Source organism: Micromonospora sp. NPDC048170, from assembly GCF_040652795.1.
Lineage (GTDB): Bacteria > Actinomycetota > Actinomycetes > Mycobacteriales > Micromonosporaceae > Micromonospora.
This window is the reverse complement of the sequence record NZ_JBEZMR010000003.1, coordinates 408,285-423,272: the sequence shown is the minus strand read 5'-3', so window position 1 is coordinate 423,272 and position 14,988 is coordinate 408,285. Positions and strand designations below refer to the sequence as shown.

The window sequence follows — 14,988 nt, the reverse complement described above, 5'->3', positions numbered from 1 at the left end:
GTTCAGCCGGTGAGCGCGTCCAGGGCGAGGTCGACGTCCTCCTCGGTGGAGTAGACGTGGAAGGACGCCCGGACCCGGCCGGCGCGGACCGCCGCCCGGACGCCGGCCCGTTCCAGCCGTTCCGCCGCGCCGGGCACCTCCACGGTGACGATGGCGCTCTCCCCCGTCGGCCGACCCAGCCCGGCGAGGAACCGGTTGGCCAGCGCGACGTCGTGCGCGTGCACCGCCGGCACGCCGATCTCGGCGACCAGTTCCAGGGCGGGGGCCGTGCCGACCCAGCTGAACCAGGCCGGCGAGATGTCGAACCGACGGGCGTCGTCGGCCAGGCGCAGCGGCGGGCCGTAGTAGGAGGCGTGCGGGTCCTTCCCCGCGTACCAGCCGGCGGCGTCGGGGCGCAGCCGCTCGCGCAGCGCGGGCGCGAGGTAGGCGAACGCCGAGCCGCGGGGAGCCATCAGCCACTTGTACGCCCCGACCGCGACCACGTCGGCGAGGCCCGCGTCGAACGGCAGCCAGCCGCACGCCTGGGTGGCGTCGACGGCGACGAGCGCGCCGTGCGCCCGGGCCGCCGCGACGATCTCGTCGTACGCGGCGATCGTGCCGTCGGCCGACTGCACCAGGCTGAACGCGACCAGGTCGGTGCCGGCGTCGACGGCGTCGACCAGCCCGGCCATCGGCACGGTGCGCACCCGGACGCCCCGCTCGGCCTGCACCAGCCACGGGAAGAGGTTGGAGGTGAACTCGACCTCCGGCACCACGACGGTCGCGCCTGCGGGCAGGGCTGCGGCCACCGGGGCCAACAACTGGGAGACCGTGCTGCCGACCGTGACGTCGGCGACCGGCACCCCGACCAGGCCGGCGAAGGCGGCCCGGGAGCGCTCGGTGGCCTGGCCCCAGCCCTCCCACGACGTACGCCCGGCCCGCCAGTCGGCCAACGCCTCCTGCACCGCGTCCCACGCCGGCTCGGGCGGCAGCCCGAAACTGGCGGTGTTCAGCCAACCCGGCTGCGGCTGCCACAACTTCTGCGCCTGTGCGATCTCCACCCCACCGACGCTAGTCACCCGCGCCGCGTACCGGGACGGCCAATCCTGTGCTCGCGGCCCCGGCATCTGTGGCTGCGCGCGATGGCCTCGCCGGCGGCACGGTCATGCCTGCGGTCATGCCGCATCCGCCGCAGGCCCGCCTGGAGCAGAGCGGTGTGGACGCTGTCGAGCTGCCCCGTCGACGGGGCACGTGTCAGGCGAGGCGGTCGGCGCGGCGGAGCAGGTAGCACCGCTCGACCTGGTTCTCCGTCAGGGTGGCCGCCTCGCGGTACAGCCTCGCCGCGCCGGTCGCGCCGCCGGTCGTCTCGAGCAGGTGGGCCCGCACCGCGCGTTCCCCGCTGCCGGGTCAGCGGTTCCCGGTCCAGCCGGAAGCGCCGGTTGAGGTCGTCGAGCAGGGCCAGTCCCCGGCCCGGCCCGTACGCCCGAGCCACCGCCACCACCCGGCTCAGCCGCACCGGCCCTGCGGGGTTCAGCCGTTCGAGCCACAGGTACAGCGCCGCGATCTGTGGCCAGTCGGTGCTCTCCGGCGACGCGGCGCCGGCGTGCACGGCCGCGATCGCCGCCTGCAACTGGTACGGGCCCACCTCGCGCCGGTGCCAGACGCTGTCGATCAGCGCGGTGCCCTCGCGGATCAGGTCGGGATTCCACCGTGTCCGGTCCTGCTCTTCCAGCGGCACCAGTTCGTCGTCGCGGCCGGTACGGGCGGCGCGCCGCGACTCGGTGAGCAGCATCAGGGCGAGCAGGCCGGTCACCTCGGCGTCGTCCGGCAGGCGGTCGTGCAGCATCCGGGTCAGCCGGATCGCCTCGCGGGTCAGGTCCACGCGGGCGAGATCGTCACCGGCGGAGGCCGTGTAGCCCTCATTGAACACCAGGTAGAGCACCTGCGTCACCGCGGTCATCCGAGTGTGCCGGTCGGCGTCGGTCGGCGGGGTGAAGCGGGCGCCGGCGCGGGCCAGTTGCTGTTTGGCGCGACTGATCCGGGTACCCATCGTGGCTTCGGTCGTCCCGTGGGCGTGCGCGATCTCGGCGGTCGTCAGGCCGCCCACCGCGCGCAGCGTGAGCGCCACCTGGGAGGTGCTGCTCAGCGCCGGATGGCAGCAGAGCAGCAGCAGGGTGAGACTGTCGTCGGTCTCCGGCGGAGGGGATGCCGTCCGGGCCGGTTCCCGCATGGCCAGTTCGGCTGTTCCGGCGTCCCGCTCGCGTCGGCGCCGGGCCTGGTCGGAGCGGAGCAGGTCGACCATCCGCCGGTAGCCGATCCGGATCAGCCAGCTGCACGGGTTCTCGGGCACGCCGTCGACCGGCCACGCCCGGCTCGCGGTGAGCAGCGCCTCCTGCACGGCGTCCTCGGCGACGTCGAAGTGGCCGAAGCGCCGCACCAACGCGCCGAGCACCTGCGGCGCCTCGGTGCGCAGCAGGTGCTCGACGTCCGCGGGCATGCCGGCGCCCCCGTTCGTACCCTCGCTCGGGCCTGCGCTCGCGCCGGGTGCGGGCCCGCGCGGGTGGGTCATGCCGTGACGTCCTCGCCCATGATCGGCCGGATCTCGATCGGCTCACCCAGCACCTCGACGATCCGCGAGGCGATCTCGACGGCCCGTTCCCGGCTCGCCACATCGATCACGGCGAAGCTGGCCAGGACCTCCTTGAGCTCGGCGAACGGCCCGTCGGTCGCGACCACGCCGGCCGGAGTCCGACGGACGGTGGCGCTGACCACCGGATGGCCGAGGCCCTCGCTGCCGACGAACTCGCCGGTCTCGGTCAGCTCCCGCTCGAACTTCTGGTACGCGGCGAACGCGGCCATCGCCTCCTCGGACGGCTCGTCGGCGGTCGCGGCGTCCCAGGCGGCGGTCGGCGTGTAGCTGAGCAGCAGGTACTTCATGGGTCCTCTTCCTGGTCGGGCGTGGGTCGACGGTACGTGGGGTCAGGCGGAGCGGCGCAGGGACAGGGCGAGGACGGTCGTCCAGGTGAAGGCGACGAGTCCGTTCACGGCGATCTGGATGCTCATCCGCTCCGGCGACATGGGCGTCAGCAGGACGAGCGCGGCGACGCCGTTCAGTACGGCCGGCAGCACGGCCCGCCGGCGCGCGTGCCGGACGGCCAGCACGACGGCGGCGACGGCCAGCGCGGCGAAGGCGACGGCCGCCGCGGCGGAGTGCACGACGCTGTGCCAGGACAGTTGCGCGATCGGCCGGTCGGGGGTGCCGGCCGGGAAGCCGTTCTCCGGGTCCATGGTGAAGAGGCCGGCGGCGACCAGCCCGGCACCGAAGATCCCGACGAGGATCGACAGCGCCCGCCGGCCAATCCCCTCGGTGAGGGTGCGCCTGATCCCGGCGGCCAGCGCCAGCCCGCCGAGGCCGGCGAGCACGAAGGTCGCGATCTGGATCCAGCCGAGTCCGCCGGTGGCGAGCTGGCTGATCGGGTGCCGGGTGATGTCGAACCCCTCCCGGGTGAGCATCTGGGCGACTGCGGAGGTGAAGAAGACCGGCCCGGCGAGGGCGCCGGCGAGCAGCAGGTGGTCGGGAGAGCGGCGGACGGCGGGGGCGGCGAGAGTGGCCACGGGTTCCTCCTTGGTGGGTTCCTGTCGCTACCTCGTGGCCGGGCCCGGCATCTCGACACGGCGACCCGGTGATCGGGGTCATATCTCGGCGGTGTCGAGACCCACCGGTCGCCTCCGAGGTAACGGCAACGACCCATCAAGGAGGACGAGATGTCTGAGACCCACCAGCCGAGCGCCGACCTGAAGGCCCTGGACCGCCTGGTCGGCACCTGGACGGTCACCGGCGGCGCCGAGGGAACCGTGACGTACGAGTGGATGGAGGGCCGGTTCTTCCTGCTCCAGCGCGTCGCGCTCACCCAGTTCGGCCAGCCTGTCACCGGCCTGGAGGTGATCGGCAACCTGCGCCCGTTCGGCGAGCCCGCGGGCGCGGACGTGGTGTCGCGGTTCTACGACTCGACCGGCAACACCCTCGACTACGTCTACGAACTGGCCGGGGACACGCTGACCATCTGGGGCGGCGCGAAGGGCAGCCCGGCGTACTACCGGGGCACGTTCAGCGCCGACGGCACGACGGTGGCCGGCGAGTGGGTCTACCCCGGCGGGGGCGGCTACCCCTCGACCATGACCCGGGTCTGACCTCGGCACGCCCCGCCGGCCAGACCCGGCCGGCGGGGTGGCGGCGTCAGCTGACGTTGGCGGGGCCGAGGACGCTCTTCAGGTCGCCCATCAGCGCGGTGGTGGCCGCCACCCGGAACGGTCCCAGCCGCAGGGTGGTGGTCCGCCCGCCGTTGAGCAGCTTGACGTGCACCTCGGTGTCGCCCGGGTGCAGCACCAGGGTCTCCTTGAGCCGTTCCACCAGCGGCGGGGTGCACCGGTGCACCGGGATGGTCAGGGTGATCGGCTTGTTCGCCGGGTTGCTGCTGACATCCGGCATGGACATGTCCATCGCCATGATCCGGGGGGTGTCGTCGCGCCGGTCCACCCGGCCCTTGACGACCACGATGGCGTCCTCGGCGATGTACTGCCCGATCACCTCGTACGTGTTGGGGAAGAAGAGGGTCTCCACGCCGCCGGCGAGGTCCTCCAGGGTGGCCGACGCCCAGGCCCGGCCCTGCTTGGTGACCCGCCGCTGCACCCCGGAGAGGATGCCGGCGAGGGTGACCACGGCCCCGTCCGGAACGGTGCCCTCCTCCGACAGGGAGGCGATGGTGCAGTCCGCCGCCGCGCCGAGGACGTGCTCCAGGCCGAAGAGCGGGTGGTCGGAGACGTACAGGCCGAGCATCTCGCGTTCGAAGGCGAGCTTGTCGCGCTTGTCCCACTCCCCGTCGCCGATCACCGGCATCACGGTGGTGCTGTTGGTCTCCGCGTCGCCGAAGCCGGCGCCGAAGAGGTCGTACTGGCCGACGGCCTCCTTGCGCTTGACGTCGGCGTACGCGTCGATCGCCTCCGCGTGCACCGTGAGCAGCGCCTTGCGGGAGTGTCCGAGCGAGTCGAACGCCCCGGCCTTGATCAGCGATTCGATGGTCTTCTTGTTGCAGACCACCGCGTCGACCTTGGACAGGAAGTCGTAGAAGTCGGCGTACTCGCCCTTCTCGTCGCGGCAGCGCATGATCGCCGCGACCACGTTCGCGCCGACGTTGCGCACCGCGCCGAGGCCGAACCGGATCTCCTTGCCGACCGGGGTGAACGGCCCGGCGGAGGTGTTCACGTCCGGCGGCAGCACCTGGATGCGCATCCGGCGGCACTCCGAGAGGTAGAGCGCCATCTTGTCCTTGTCGTCGCCGACGGAGGTGAGCAGCGCCGCCATGTACTCGGCCGGGTAGTGCGCCTTCAGGTACGCGGTCCAGTACGACACCAGGCCGTACGCCGCCGAGTGCGCCTTGTTGAAGGCGTACCCGGCGAACGGGACCAGCACGTCCCAGACCTTCTGGATCGCTTCGTCCGAGTAGCCCCGCTCCCGGCAGCCGTCGCGGAACGGGATGAACTCCTTGTCGAGGATCTCCTTCTTCTTCTTGCCCATCGCCCGGCGCAGCAGGTCGGCCTGGCCGAGGCTGTAGCCGGCGAGGATCTGCGCGGCGCGCTGCACCTGCTCCTGGTAGACGATCAGGCCGTAGGTGGGCGCCAGGATCTCCCGCAGCGGTTCCTCCAGCTCCGGGTGGATCGGGGTGATCTCCTGGAGGTTGTTCTTGCGCAGCGCGTAGTTGGTGTGCGAATCCACGCCCATCGGGCCGGGGCGGTAGAGCGCGAGGACGGCGGAGATGTCCTCGAAGTTGTCCGGCTTCATCATCCGCAGCAGGGAGCGCATCGGCCCGCCGTCGAGCTGGAACACGCCCAGGGTGTCGCCCCGGCCCAGCAGCTCGTACGCGGGCTTGTCGTCCAGCGGCAGCGCCAGCAGGTCCAGTTCCCTGCCGTGGTTGAGCTGGATGTTCTTCACCGCGTCGTCGATGATGGTCAGGTTGCGCAGGCCGAGGAAGTCCATCTTCAACAGCCCGAGCGACTCGCACGTCGGGTAGTCGAACTGGGTGATGATGACCCCGTCGGAGTCCCGGCGCATCAGCGGGATGTGGTCGATGATCGGCTCGGCGGACATGATGACGCCGGCGGCGTGCACGCCGGTCTGCCGGATCAGCCCCTCGATGCCGCGGGCGGTGTCGATGACCTTCTTGACGTCCGACTCGGCCTCGTACATGCCCCGGATCTCGCCGGCCTCGGCGTACCGGGGGTGCTTGGGGTCGAAGATGCCCTCCAGGGGGATGTCCTTGCCCATCACGGCCGGGGGCATCGCCTTGGTGATCCGGTCGCCCACCGCGTACGGGTAGCCGAGCACCCGGGCGGAGTCCTTGATCGCAGCCTTCGCCTTGATCGTGCCGAAGGTGGCGATCTGGGCGACCTTGTCCTCGCCCCACTTGTCGGTGACGTACTTGATGACCTCGCCGCGCCGACGCTCGTCGAAGTCGATGTCGACATCGGGCATCGAGACACGCTCGGGGTTGAGGAACCGCTCGAAGATCAGGCCGTGCGGGATCGGGTCGAGGTCGGTGATGCCCAGCGCGTACGCCACCAGCGAGCCGGCGGCCGAGCCACGCCCGGGGCCGACCGCGATGCCCTGGTTCTTGGCCCACTGGATGAAGTCGGCGACCACGAGGAAGTACGACGGGAAGCCCATCTGGGTGATGACGCCCAGCTCGTACTCGGCCTGCGTGACGTGCCCGTCGGGGATGCCGCCGGGGTAGCGCCGGGCCAGCCCGGCGAAGGTCTCCTTGCGGAACCAGGACTCCTCGGTCTCGCCCTCGGGGACCGGGAAGCGCGGCATCAGGTTGTGGAACTCGAACATTCCGGCGGGGTCGACCTTCTCGGCCACCAGCAGGGTGTTGCGGCAGCCCTCCAGCCAGAGGTCGGAGTTGTCGACGGCGCGCATCTCGTCGGCGGACTTGATGTAGTAGCCGCTGCCGTCGAACCGGAACCGGTTCGGGTCGGCGACGTTCGCCGCCGTCTGCACACAGAGCAGCACGTCGTGCGCCTCGGCCTGGGCCTCGTGCGTGTAGTGCGAGTCGTTGGTGACCACCGGCGGGATGTCCAGCTTGCGGGAGATGTCGTGCAGCTCCTGGCGGACCCGGCGCTCGATGCTGATGCCGTGGTCCATGATCTCCAGGAAGTAGTTCTCCTTGCCGAAGATCTCCTGGTATCTGGCCGCGGCCTTGAGCGCCTCGTCGTACTGGCCCAGGCGCAGCCGGGTCTGCACCTCGCCCGAGGGGCAGCCGGTGGTGGCCATCAACCCGTCGGCGTTGGCGGCGAGCAGCTCCGCGTCCATCCGCGGCCACTTGACGAAGAATCCCTCGGTGTACGACCGGCTGGTGAGCTTGAAGAGGTTGTGCAGGCCGGTCTTGTTCTTCGCCCAGATCGTCATGTGGGTGTAGCCGCCGCTGCCGGAGACGTCGTCGCTCTTCTGCTCCGGCCGGCCCCAGCGCACCCGCTGCTTGTGGAACCGCGACTCCGGCGCCACGTACGCCTCGATGCCGAGGATCGGGGTGACGCCGGCGGCCATCGCCTGCTTGTAGAAGTCGTTCGCGCCGTGCATGTTGCCGTGGTCGGTCATCGCCACCGCCGGCATGCCCTGCCGCTTGACCTCGGCGAAGAGGTCCTTCAGCCGGGCCGCCCCGTCGAGCATCGAATACTCCGTGTGCACGTGCAGATGCGCGAACGAATCGCCCATGCGTGGCGCCCCCCGGGTCGGATCATGGGATGGTCGAGGTCGGTCGGCCTACCCTATCGCCGCCACGAAAGCCGGCTCCAGACGGCGCGCGGGGCGGAGCGGGCGGGGGTGTCGTGGATCTCCTCGGCCGCCGGGGACAGTCGGTTCCCGGACTCGTGGCGACCCGTCCGGCGGCGGCGGCCGTAGCCTGGGCGCGGACGGTATCCGGCGAGCATTGGACGACCTGATGCCCCTCCCGGACGGTGTCGAGGAGCTGGCCGAGTCGGCGGCGCGCGGCGACCCGGCGGCGCTCGACGCGCTGCTGGTCGCGGTCCGACCGGAGGTGCTGCGCCTCTGCGCCCGCCTGCTGCCGAACCGGGAGGACGCCGAGGAGGCCTGCCAGGACGCGCTGCTCGCGCTGGCCCGGGGCATCGGCCGGTTCGAGGGCCGGTCGTCGTTGCACACCTGGCTGTACCGGCTGACCGCCAACCGGGCCCGCTCGACGTACCGGGTGCTGCGCCGGCGCTGGCTGGTGGAGGCCGGCGGCGTGCCGCTGCCGGACCCGGTGGACCCGCGCCGGACGAGCGTGGTCGCCGGCACCCGGCTGGATCTGCTCGACGCGCTCGACGCGATCCGCCCCGAACTCGCGGAGGCGGTGATCCTGCGGGACGTCCTCGGGCTGGGTTACCGGGAGATCGCCGGCCTGCTCGGCCTGCCCGAGGGCACCGTCAAGTCGCGGATCCACGAGGCCCGCCGGCAGTTGCGGCACCGGCTGTCCGGGGAGCCCGCCGCCGGCGAGGGACGGCGGTGACGGTGGCGGGCCGGCCGGCGAGCCCCCGCCGTCGACCCGTCCCACCTCGGCCACTGCGCGCTCGGGACAGGGCAGAGGCCGGTGGCGCTCGGACGACCGCGTCGCGGCTCGCCGCCGCCGCGATGATCGCCGCGACCGTGGCGGGGTCGATCGCGGCCTGCGGCGGCGGCGAGGACTCGCCCGTCTCGCCGCTGCCCGTACAGCCGCCGGCCGCGACGACGGGTCACTCCCCCCGGCCACCGTCGGCCTCCCCGCCGTCCGCCGCACCGTCCGCACCCGGCCCGCCGTCCGCCGCACCGTCCGCACCCGGCCCGTCGTCCGCCGTTCCGCCGGTCCGGCGTTCCCCGCCGGCTGCGCCCCCGACGACCGACGCCGGGCGTACGCCGCCCGCGACGCGGTCGCCGAGCGCACCGCCCGGCACCTGCTACGGGGCGGTTCGCTACGACCTGGTGCTGGCCGAGAACGAGCTGGCGCTGCTGCGCTCCCTCTGTTTCGCCACCGGTGGGATGCTGCGGATCATCGGCATCGGGCCGGGCGAGGTGAGCGTGGACCGCGAGGACCTCGTCTCCCGCAGCTACGAGGCCGGGGTGGTGGACATCCGGTTCGTCCGCCCCGGCACCGTGGACGTGCTGATCCCGCAGGGCGGCACGACGCACACGGTCACCGTGGTGGTGCGGTGACCTGCGGGGCTCACCGCACCCGCACCCCGGCCAGCAGCGTGTCGACGAAGCCGGGTCCCGCGCCTGCCGGCGGCACCACCTGCGCGTAGATCAGCCCGACGTGGCCGGGCGCGAACCCGGCGGCCTCGACGACCTCCGGCCGGCCCTGGTCGCAGGTGAACCGGGCCACCACCCAGTCCACGCCCGCCTGCCGGGTGTGGCGTACCGGCGCGGCGACGCACGCCGCGTGCGCACGCTCGGCGACGAACCCCGCCGGGGTGGTCCGCGCGGCGATGCTGGCCGACAGTCCGACGAAGGCACCCGGCACGGTCGGGTCCGCTGCCCACCGGTGCGGGTCGGGCGACATCACCAGGGCCGGTTCGAGCCGTCCGTCGTCGCCGTACCGGCCGGCCCAGCCGGTGCCGGTGGCCCGCCAGCCGGGCGGCAGCACGACGGTGACCGGCCCGCTCGTCCACGTGCCGACGTCCCGCGCCGCGGGCGCGGCGTCGCCCGCCGTGGCCCCGGCCGCGACGAGCGCCACGACACCCAGCCACCCGGCCCCGAACCGCCGCCGGCCCGCCGGCCGGTCGGCGGGAGGGGCTGGTGCGGGCGTGGTGGTGGCGTGTCGCAGGGCGGCGCGGAAGGCCTCGGCGTCCGGGTGGCGGTCGGCCGGTCGGGACGCGGTGGCCCGGCGCAGCACGGCCGCCACCTGCGGCGACACGCCCTCACGCAGTCGGATCGCCCTGCCCGGGTGTGTCTGGCCGCCCGGAGGAGGCTGGCCGTCCGGCACGCGCTCCGCGTCCCGGCCGAGGAGCCGGAGGCCGAGGCGGCCCAGGCCGTACACGTCGGCGCGGGTGTCGACGACGGCGAACGGGTCGTCCTGTTCCGGGGCCATGTAGCCGGGGGTGCCGGCCCGGGCGGTGAGGCCGGAGGCGGCGGCGAGGGCCTTGGCCAGCCCGAGGTCGGCGATCAGCACCCGCTCGCCGTCCGGGCCGGACCGGAACAGGACGTTGCCCGGGGTCAGGTCGCGGTGCACCACGCCGTGGCGGTGCAGGACGGCGACACCGGCGGCGATCTCGGCCAGCAGGTCCAGGGCGGCCGGCGCGGGCATCGGGCCGGCCGCCAGCCGCTCGTGCAGGCTGCCGCCGTCGGCCCAGGCCATGACCGAGTACGGCCGGCCGTCGGCCAGCTCGCCGGCGGCGTGGACGCGGACGAGCCGCTCGTCGTCGAGCCGGCGCAGCAGGCGGGCCTCGTCGAGGAACCGCTCCCGCACCCGCAGGTCGTGGTGCCAGTTCTCGGCCAGCACCTTGATCGCCACCGGGGAGTCGAGCACCGGGTCGTGGCCCAGCCAGACCGTCGCGAACGACCCCGTGCCCAGCAGCCGCTCGATCCGGTAGGGCCCGATCCACTCCGGACTGGTCACCGCACCACCCCCGACACCGGCACCGCCGGCCGCCGTTCCGCCTTGACAGTAGACGGCGCTCCTGCTCGGCGGCAGCCCCTCGGCACCGCGACCAGCGGAGCCGGCAGCGCGTCGGTCGGGAACCCGACGAACCGATCCCGTCGGCGGGGCGACCAAGAGGACAAGGACACCCGCACTCCGCCAGGAGGAGATTCCCGTGCGTCGTATCTCGTACACCGTCGTCACCGCCCTGCTGGTCACGGCCGGGCTCGTGCCGATCACCGTGGCGGCCCCGGCCGCCGCCGCGCCCCGGCCGGACGTCGTCGCCGGGCCACAGACCGACCGCTCCGGCGGTGGCTCCGGGGCGACAACGCTCGCCGCCGCCGAGCGGGACGAGGTCCGGGTCATCAGCGTCCGGGGTGCCGGACCGTTTCGGATCGGGGCCAGCCTGGCGCGGCTGTCGGCGGCCGGCCTCGTCGACTGGGTCGCTCCCGGCTGCGACGGCGTGGTCCATGCCGGCGTCACCGGAGCCTGGGCGGGCAAGATCATCGTGTCCTTCCGCGACGGGCGGCTGGTGGAGGTGGGCACCGCCACCGCGCCGCCCCGCACTCCCGCCGGCGCGGCGGTAGGCATGTCCTTCGCCGCCCTGGAGGAGATCTACGGCCCGCGGGGCTCGATGATCCGCAACGACGCGGGTGACGCCTCGGCGTACCTGGTGCGGATCGGTTCCCGGGTGGAGCTGTTCACCGGTCACCCGATCCGGCCCGGGGTCGGCTACCTCCAGGTCGGGCCGGCCTCCTTCGTCGAGCGCGGCTTCCGGCAGGGCCCGTCCTGCTGATCGCCGCCCGGCCCGGGCGGCGGCGGACTCCCTCGCGGGGTTCGCCGCCGTCCGCTTCGCCGGAACACACTGATGTGGCGCACACGACGATGCAGCGATGGACAATAGTGTGTGGCGCACAGTATGGTGTGACGCATGGTTAGCGATGAGATCCTGCGAACGCACCTCCAGGAGTTGCGTCGGGGCACCGTGGTGGTGGCGAGCCTCGTCGCGCTGCGCCGCCCCGACTACGGGTACGCGTTGCTGCAACGCCTCTCCGACCACGGCTTCCCGGTCGACGCCAACACCCTCTACCCGCTGCTACGGCGCCTGGAGGAGCAGGGGCTGCTGACCAGCGAGTGGAACACCGAGGAGAGCCGGCCGCGCAAGTTCTACCGGACCGGCGAGGAGGGCGAGTCGCTGCTCAGCCGACTCCTCGCCGACCTCGCCGCAGTACAGACCTCCCTTACCGGGCTGATCGAAGGAGCCGACCGATGACCACCCTGACCGACCGATACCTCGCCGCGACCCTGCGCTCGGTGCCGGTCGCCCGCCGCGAGGGGATCGCCACCGAGCTGCGCGCCTCGATCGAGGACATGGTCGAGGGGCGCACGGCCGGTGGGCAGGACGCCGCCTCCGCCGAGCGGGAGGTGCTCACCGAACTGGGCGACCCCGCACAGCTCGCCGCCCGCTACGCCGACCGCCGGTTGCAGCTCATCGGCCCGACCTACTACCTGGCCTGGGAGCGGCTGCTGAAGCTGCTGCTCAGCTTCGTGCCGGCGACGGTCGGTGTGCTGGTCGGCCTGGCCGAGGCGGCCGACGGTGGCACCGTCGGCAAGGGGATCGGCGAGGGCATCGCCACCGCCATCCAGGTGGCGGTCCAGATCGCCTTCTGGGTCACCCTGGTCTTCGCGATGCTGGAGCGCACCAACACTCCCCTGAGCCTGCCCCGGTGGAGCGTCGACCAGCTTCCGGAGGGCCCGGTCCACCGGCAGATCACCCTGACCGACATCGCCGCCTCGATCGTCTTCCTGGCACTCTTCGTCGTCTACCTGCCGCTGCAGCACTTCCGGTCGTTCGTCCCGACCGACGGTGACGGCAACCTGCCGATCCTCGACCCGGCGCTGTGGAGCTTCTGGCTGCCGTTCCTGATGGCGGTCCTGGTGGCCACGATCGGCCTGGAGATCGCCAAGTACCGGGTCGGGCGCTGGTCCTGGCCGATCGTCGTGGTGAACGCGGTGCTCGACCTGGCGTTCGCGGTGCCGGTGGTCTGGCTGATGTCGACCGACCGGTTGCTCAACCCCGACCTGGTGGCCCGCTTCGAGTGGCTCGGCGAGGGCGACAACCTGAACGTCGTCGCGACCATCGTGGTCGTCGGCACCGTGCTGGTGACGCTCTGGGACATCGTTGAGAGCATCGTCAAGGCGCGCCGCAGCCGCGGCTGACGCACATCACGACGGGCCCGGCACGCAACCGCGTGCCGGGCCCCGTCGCCGTGGCCCCGGCCGCCGGGCCGGGTGCCCGACCGGCACAGGCCGGCGGGATGAGATCCTGACCAGGATGAACACCGTGACGGACGACGACTGGCGGCGGCCGGGGCTCACCCCGGAACAGCAGCGGTTCGACGTCTACGTCGGGCTGGCGGCGACACTCCTGGCGCTGGTCAGCCTCACCCTGGCCCGCAGCACCGGGGCGTTCCTGCTGGGGCCGCCGCCGTCCGGGCCGGAGCAGGTCTTCTGGACCGTCGCGCTGACGCTGCCGCTGATCTGGCGGCGCCGGTTTCCCGCCGCCGTCACCCTGGTCGTCTCGGTCGGATTCATCGCCGCCCAGGCGCGCTCCGCACCGGAGACACAGCTCGCCTCGTGGGCGCTGTTCGCGGCCCTCTACTCGCTCGGCGCATGGGGCCCCGACCGCCGGCTGGCCCGACGGCTGCGCATCGGCGTCATCACCACCATGTTCGTCTGGCTGGGGGCGTACTACGCGGTCACCCTCGACAGCATCCCGGGGGACGCGTTCGCCCAGGCGGTGGGGCCGGTGCCCCCGGTGCTCGCGGCGATGGTGAACGGGGTGCTGGTCAACGGCCTCTTCTTCGGGTTCGCGTACTTCTTCGGGGAGACCGCGTGGCTGGCCGCCCGGCGCCAGCACGAGGTGCAGGCGCGGGCCGAGGAGCTGCGCCACTCGCAGGCCGAGGTCCGCGAGCACGCCGTGGTGGGCGAGCGGGTCCGCATCGCCCGGGAACTGCACGACGTGGTGGCCCACCACGTGTCGGTGATGGGGGTGCAGGCGGCGGCCGCCCGGCGGGTGTTCGACAAGGATCCGGTCAAGGCCCGTACGGCGCTGAGCGCGATCGAGGAGACGGCCCGCACGGCCGTCGACGAGCTGCGCCGGATGCTCGGCCTGCTGCGCGCCCGTGACGGCGCCCCGGACCTCGCGGACCAGCCGGGGCCTGCCGGGATCGACCAGGTCACCGCGCTGGTCGACCGGGCCCGGGAGTCCGGGCTGCGGGCTGCCCTGGGGGTGTACGGGGACCCGGCGCCGCTGCCGGAGTCGGTCTCCCAGGCCGCGTACCGGGTGGTCCAGGAGGCCGTGACGAACGCGCTCAAGCACGCCGCCGGAGCGACCGCGCTCGACGTGCGGATCCGCTACCTGGCGCACGAGGTGGAGGTCGACGTGACCGATGACGGACGGGCCACCCGCCCGGCCAACGCCGACGGGCTCGGCCTGGTCGGGATGCGCGAGCGGGTCGCCACCCACGGCGGCGTGCTGGAGGTCGGCCCGCGTGCCGGCGGTGGCTGGCGGGTACGGGCCCGGTTCCCGCTGCCGCTGCCGGTGGGGCGGCCGGCGTGAGCGCCGACCACGAGGTGCCCGGGACGGACCGTCCCGTACGGGTGCTGCTCGCCGACGACCAGCACCTGGTCCGCACCGGCTTCCGGGTCATCCTGGAGGTGGAGGACGACATCGAGGTCGTCGGGGAGGCCGCCGACGGCGAACGCGCCGCCAGCATGGCCCGGGTGCTGCGCCCGGACGTGGTGCTGATGGACGTGGAGATGCCCGGGGTCGACGGGCTGGAGGCGACCCGGCGGATCACCGCCGAGGACGCGGGGCCCGGCGGGCCGGCCGTGCTGATCCTCACCACGTTCGACCGGGACGACTACCTGTTCGCCGCGCTGCGTGCCGGGGCCAGCGGCTTCCTGCTCAAGAACGGCACCCCGGAGGCCCTGATCGAGGCGATCCGGGTGCTCGCCCGGGGCGACGGCCTGCTCGCCCCGGAACTCACCCGGCGGGTGATCGCCACCTTCGCCCGCCCCGGGGGGACCGTCGCGCCGGGCGGCCCGAGGACGACGCCCCAGGCCGCGCTACGGGACCTCACCCCCCGCGAGCGGGAGGTCCTGGTCCTGGTCGCCGGCGGCGCCAGCAACGCCGAGATCGCCGCCGAGCTGCACCTGGGCGAGGCGACGGTGAAGACGCACGTCAGCCGGGTGCTCGCCAAGCTGGGCCTGCGCGACCGGGTGCAGGCGGTGGTCTTCGCGTACGAACACGAGGTTGTGCGGCCCGGCGGCTGACCGTCCTCCG

General features: G+C 73.2%; 14 protein-coding genes. 8 read left to right on the top strand and 6 right to left on the bottom strand.

What is annotated here, in order from left to right:
- Positions 1 to 2 precede the first annotated feature (2 nt).
- From AB0D32_RS08455 to AB0D32_RS08440, 4 genes are all read right to left on the bottom strand, one after another.
- Complete coding sequence (locus AB0D32_RS08455) at positions 3 to 1,040, bottom strand: aminotransferase class V-fold PLP-dependent enzyme (protein ID WP_357086472.1); 1,038 nt, start codon at positions 1,038 to 1,040, stop codon at positions 3 to 5.
- A 14-nt stretch (positions 1,041 to 1,054) separates the two neighbouring features.
- Positions 1,055 to 2,476, bottom strand: a complete 1,422-nt coding sequence (locus tag AB0D32_RS08450) for a DUF6596 domain-containing protein (protein ID WP_357086469.1) — start codon at positions 2,474 to 2,476, stop codon at positions 1,055 to 1,057.
- Between the two features lie 68 nt (positions 2,477 to 2,544).
- The gene (locus AB0D32_RS08445; protein WP_357086467.1) at positions 2,545 to 2,916 is read right to left on the bottom strand and encodes a YciI family protein; all 372 of its coding nucleotides are present in this window, start codon (positions 2,914 to 2,916) and stop codon (positions 2,545 to 2,547) included.
- A 42-nt stretch (positions 2,917 to 2,958) separates the two neighbouring features.
- Positions 2,959 to 3,594, bottom strand: coding sequence for a DUF998 domain-containing protein (locus tag AB0D32_RS08440; RefSeq protein WP_357086465.1), 636 nt, complete (start codon positions 3,592 to 3,594; stop codon positions 2,959 to 2,961).
- 150 nt (positions 3,595 to 3,744) lie between these two features.
- Between AB0D32_RS08440 and AB0D32_RS08435 the strand changes: the two genes are divergently transcribed.
- Positions 3,745 to 4,170 (top strand): hypothetical protein, encoded by a 426-nt coding sequence (locus tag AB0D32_RS08435; protein ID WP_357086463.1) that lies wholly within the window; start codon positions 3,745 to 3,747, stop codon positions 4,168 to 4,170.
- A gap of 46 nt (positions 4,171 to 4,216) precedes the next feature.
- On the opposite strand, the gene dnaE is transcribed toward AB0D32_RS08435, so the two are convergent.
- On the bottom strand, positions 4,217 to 7,747 hold the full coding sequence (dnaE, locus tag AB0D32_RS08430; RefSeq protein WP_357086461.1) for a DNA polymerase III subunit alpha: 3,531 nt from the start codon (positions 7,745 to 7,747) through the stop codon (positions 4,217 to 4,219).
- A 226-nt stretch (positions 7,748 to 7,973) separates the two neighbouring features.
- Here dnaE and AB0D32_RS08425 point away from each other — a divergent pair, with 226 nt between their 5' ends.
- Positions 7,974 to 8,537 carry an RNA polymerase sigma factor gene (locus AB0D32_RS08425; RefSeq protein WP_357086459.1) on the top strand — a complete coding sequence of 188 codons (564 nt, stop codon included), beginning with the start codon at positions 7,974 to 7,976 and terminating at the stop codon, positions 8,535 to 8,537.
- A 122-nt stretch (positions 8,538 to 8,659) separates the two neighbouring features.
- Positions 8,660 to 9,217 (top strand): hypothetical protein, encoded by a 558-nt coding sequence (locus AB0D32_RS08420; protein ID WP_357086457.1) that lies wholly within the window; start codon positions 8,660 to 8,662, stop codon positions 9,215 to 9,217.
- Between the two features lie 10 nt (positions 9,218 to 9,227).
- Here AB0D32_RS08420 and AB0D32_RS08415 read toward each other — a convergent pair whose 3' ends face one another.
- Complete coding sequence (locus AB0D32_RS08415) at positions 9,228 to 10,619, bottom strand: serine/threonine-protein kinase (protein WP_357086454.1); 1,392 nt, start codon at positions 10,617 to 10,619, stop codon at positions 9,228 to 9,230.
- 196 nt (positions 10,620 to 10,815) lie between these two features.
- Here AB0D32_RS08415 and AB0D32_RS08410 point away from each other — a divergent pair, with 196 nt between their 5' ends.
- The 5 genes from AB0D32_RS08410 to AB0D32_RS08390 all read left to right on the top strand — a co-directional run bounded on the left by AB0D32_RS08410 (position 10,816) and on the right by AB0D32_RS08390 (position 14,978).
- On the top strand, positions 10,816 to 11,436 hold the full coding sequence (locus tag AB0D32_RS08410) for a hypothetical protein (protein WP_357086452.1): 621 nt from the start codon (positions 10,816 to 10,818) through the stop codon (positions 11,434 to 11,436).
- A gap of 135 nt (positions 11,437 to 11,571) precedes the next feature.
- Positions 11,572 to 11,913 (top strand): PadR family transcriptional regulator, encoded by a 342-nt coding sequence (locus AB0D32_RS08405; RefSeq protein WP_357086449.1) that lies wholly within the window; start codon positions 11,572 to 11,574, stop codon positions 11,911 to 11,913.
- Positions 11,910 to 12,860: a permease prefix domain 1-containing protein gene (locus AB0D32_RS08400; RefSeq protein ID WP_357086447.1), complete on the top strand. Its 951-nt coding sequence runs from the start codon at positions 11,910 to 11,912 to the stop codon at positions 12,858 to 12,860. Before AB0D32_RS08405 ends, AB0D32_RS08400 begins: the two co-directional genes overlap by 4 nt.
- A gap of 115 nt (positions 12,861 to 12,975) precedes the next feature.
- Positions 12,976 to 14,262, top strand: coding sequence for a sensor histidine kinase (locus AB0D32_RS08395; RefSeq protein ID WP_357086445.1), 1,287 nt, complete (start codon positions 12,976 to 12,978; stop codon positions 14,260 to 14,262).
- On the top strand, positions 14,259 to 14,978 hold the full coding sequence (locus AB0D32_RS08390) for a response regulator transcription factor (protein ID WP_357086443.1): 720 nt from the start codon (positions 14,259 to 14,261) through the stop codon (positions 14,976 to 14,978). The genes AB0D32_RS08395 and AB0D32_RS08390 overlap by 4 nt, the downstream gene beginning before the upstream one ends.
- Positions 14,979 to 14,988 lie beyond the last annotated feature (10 nt).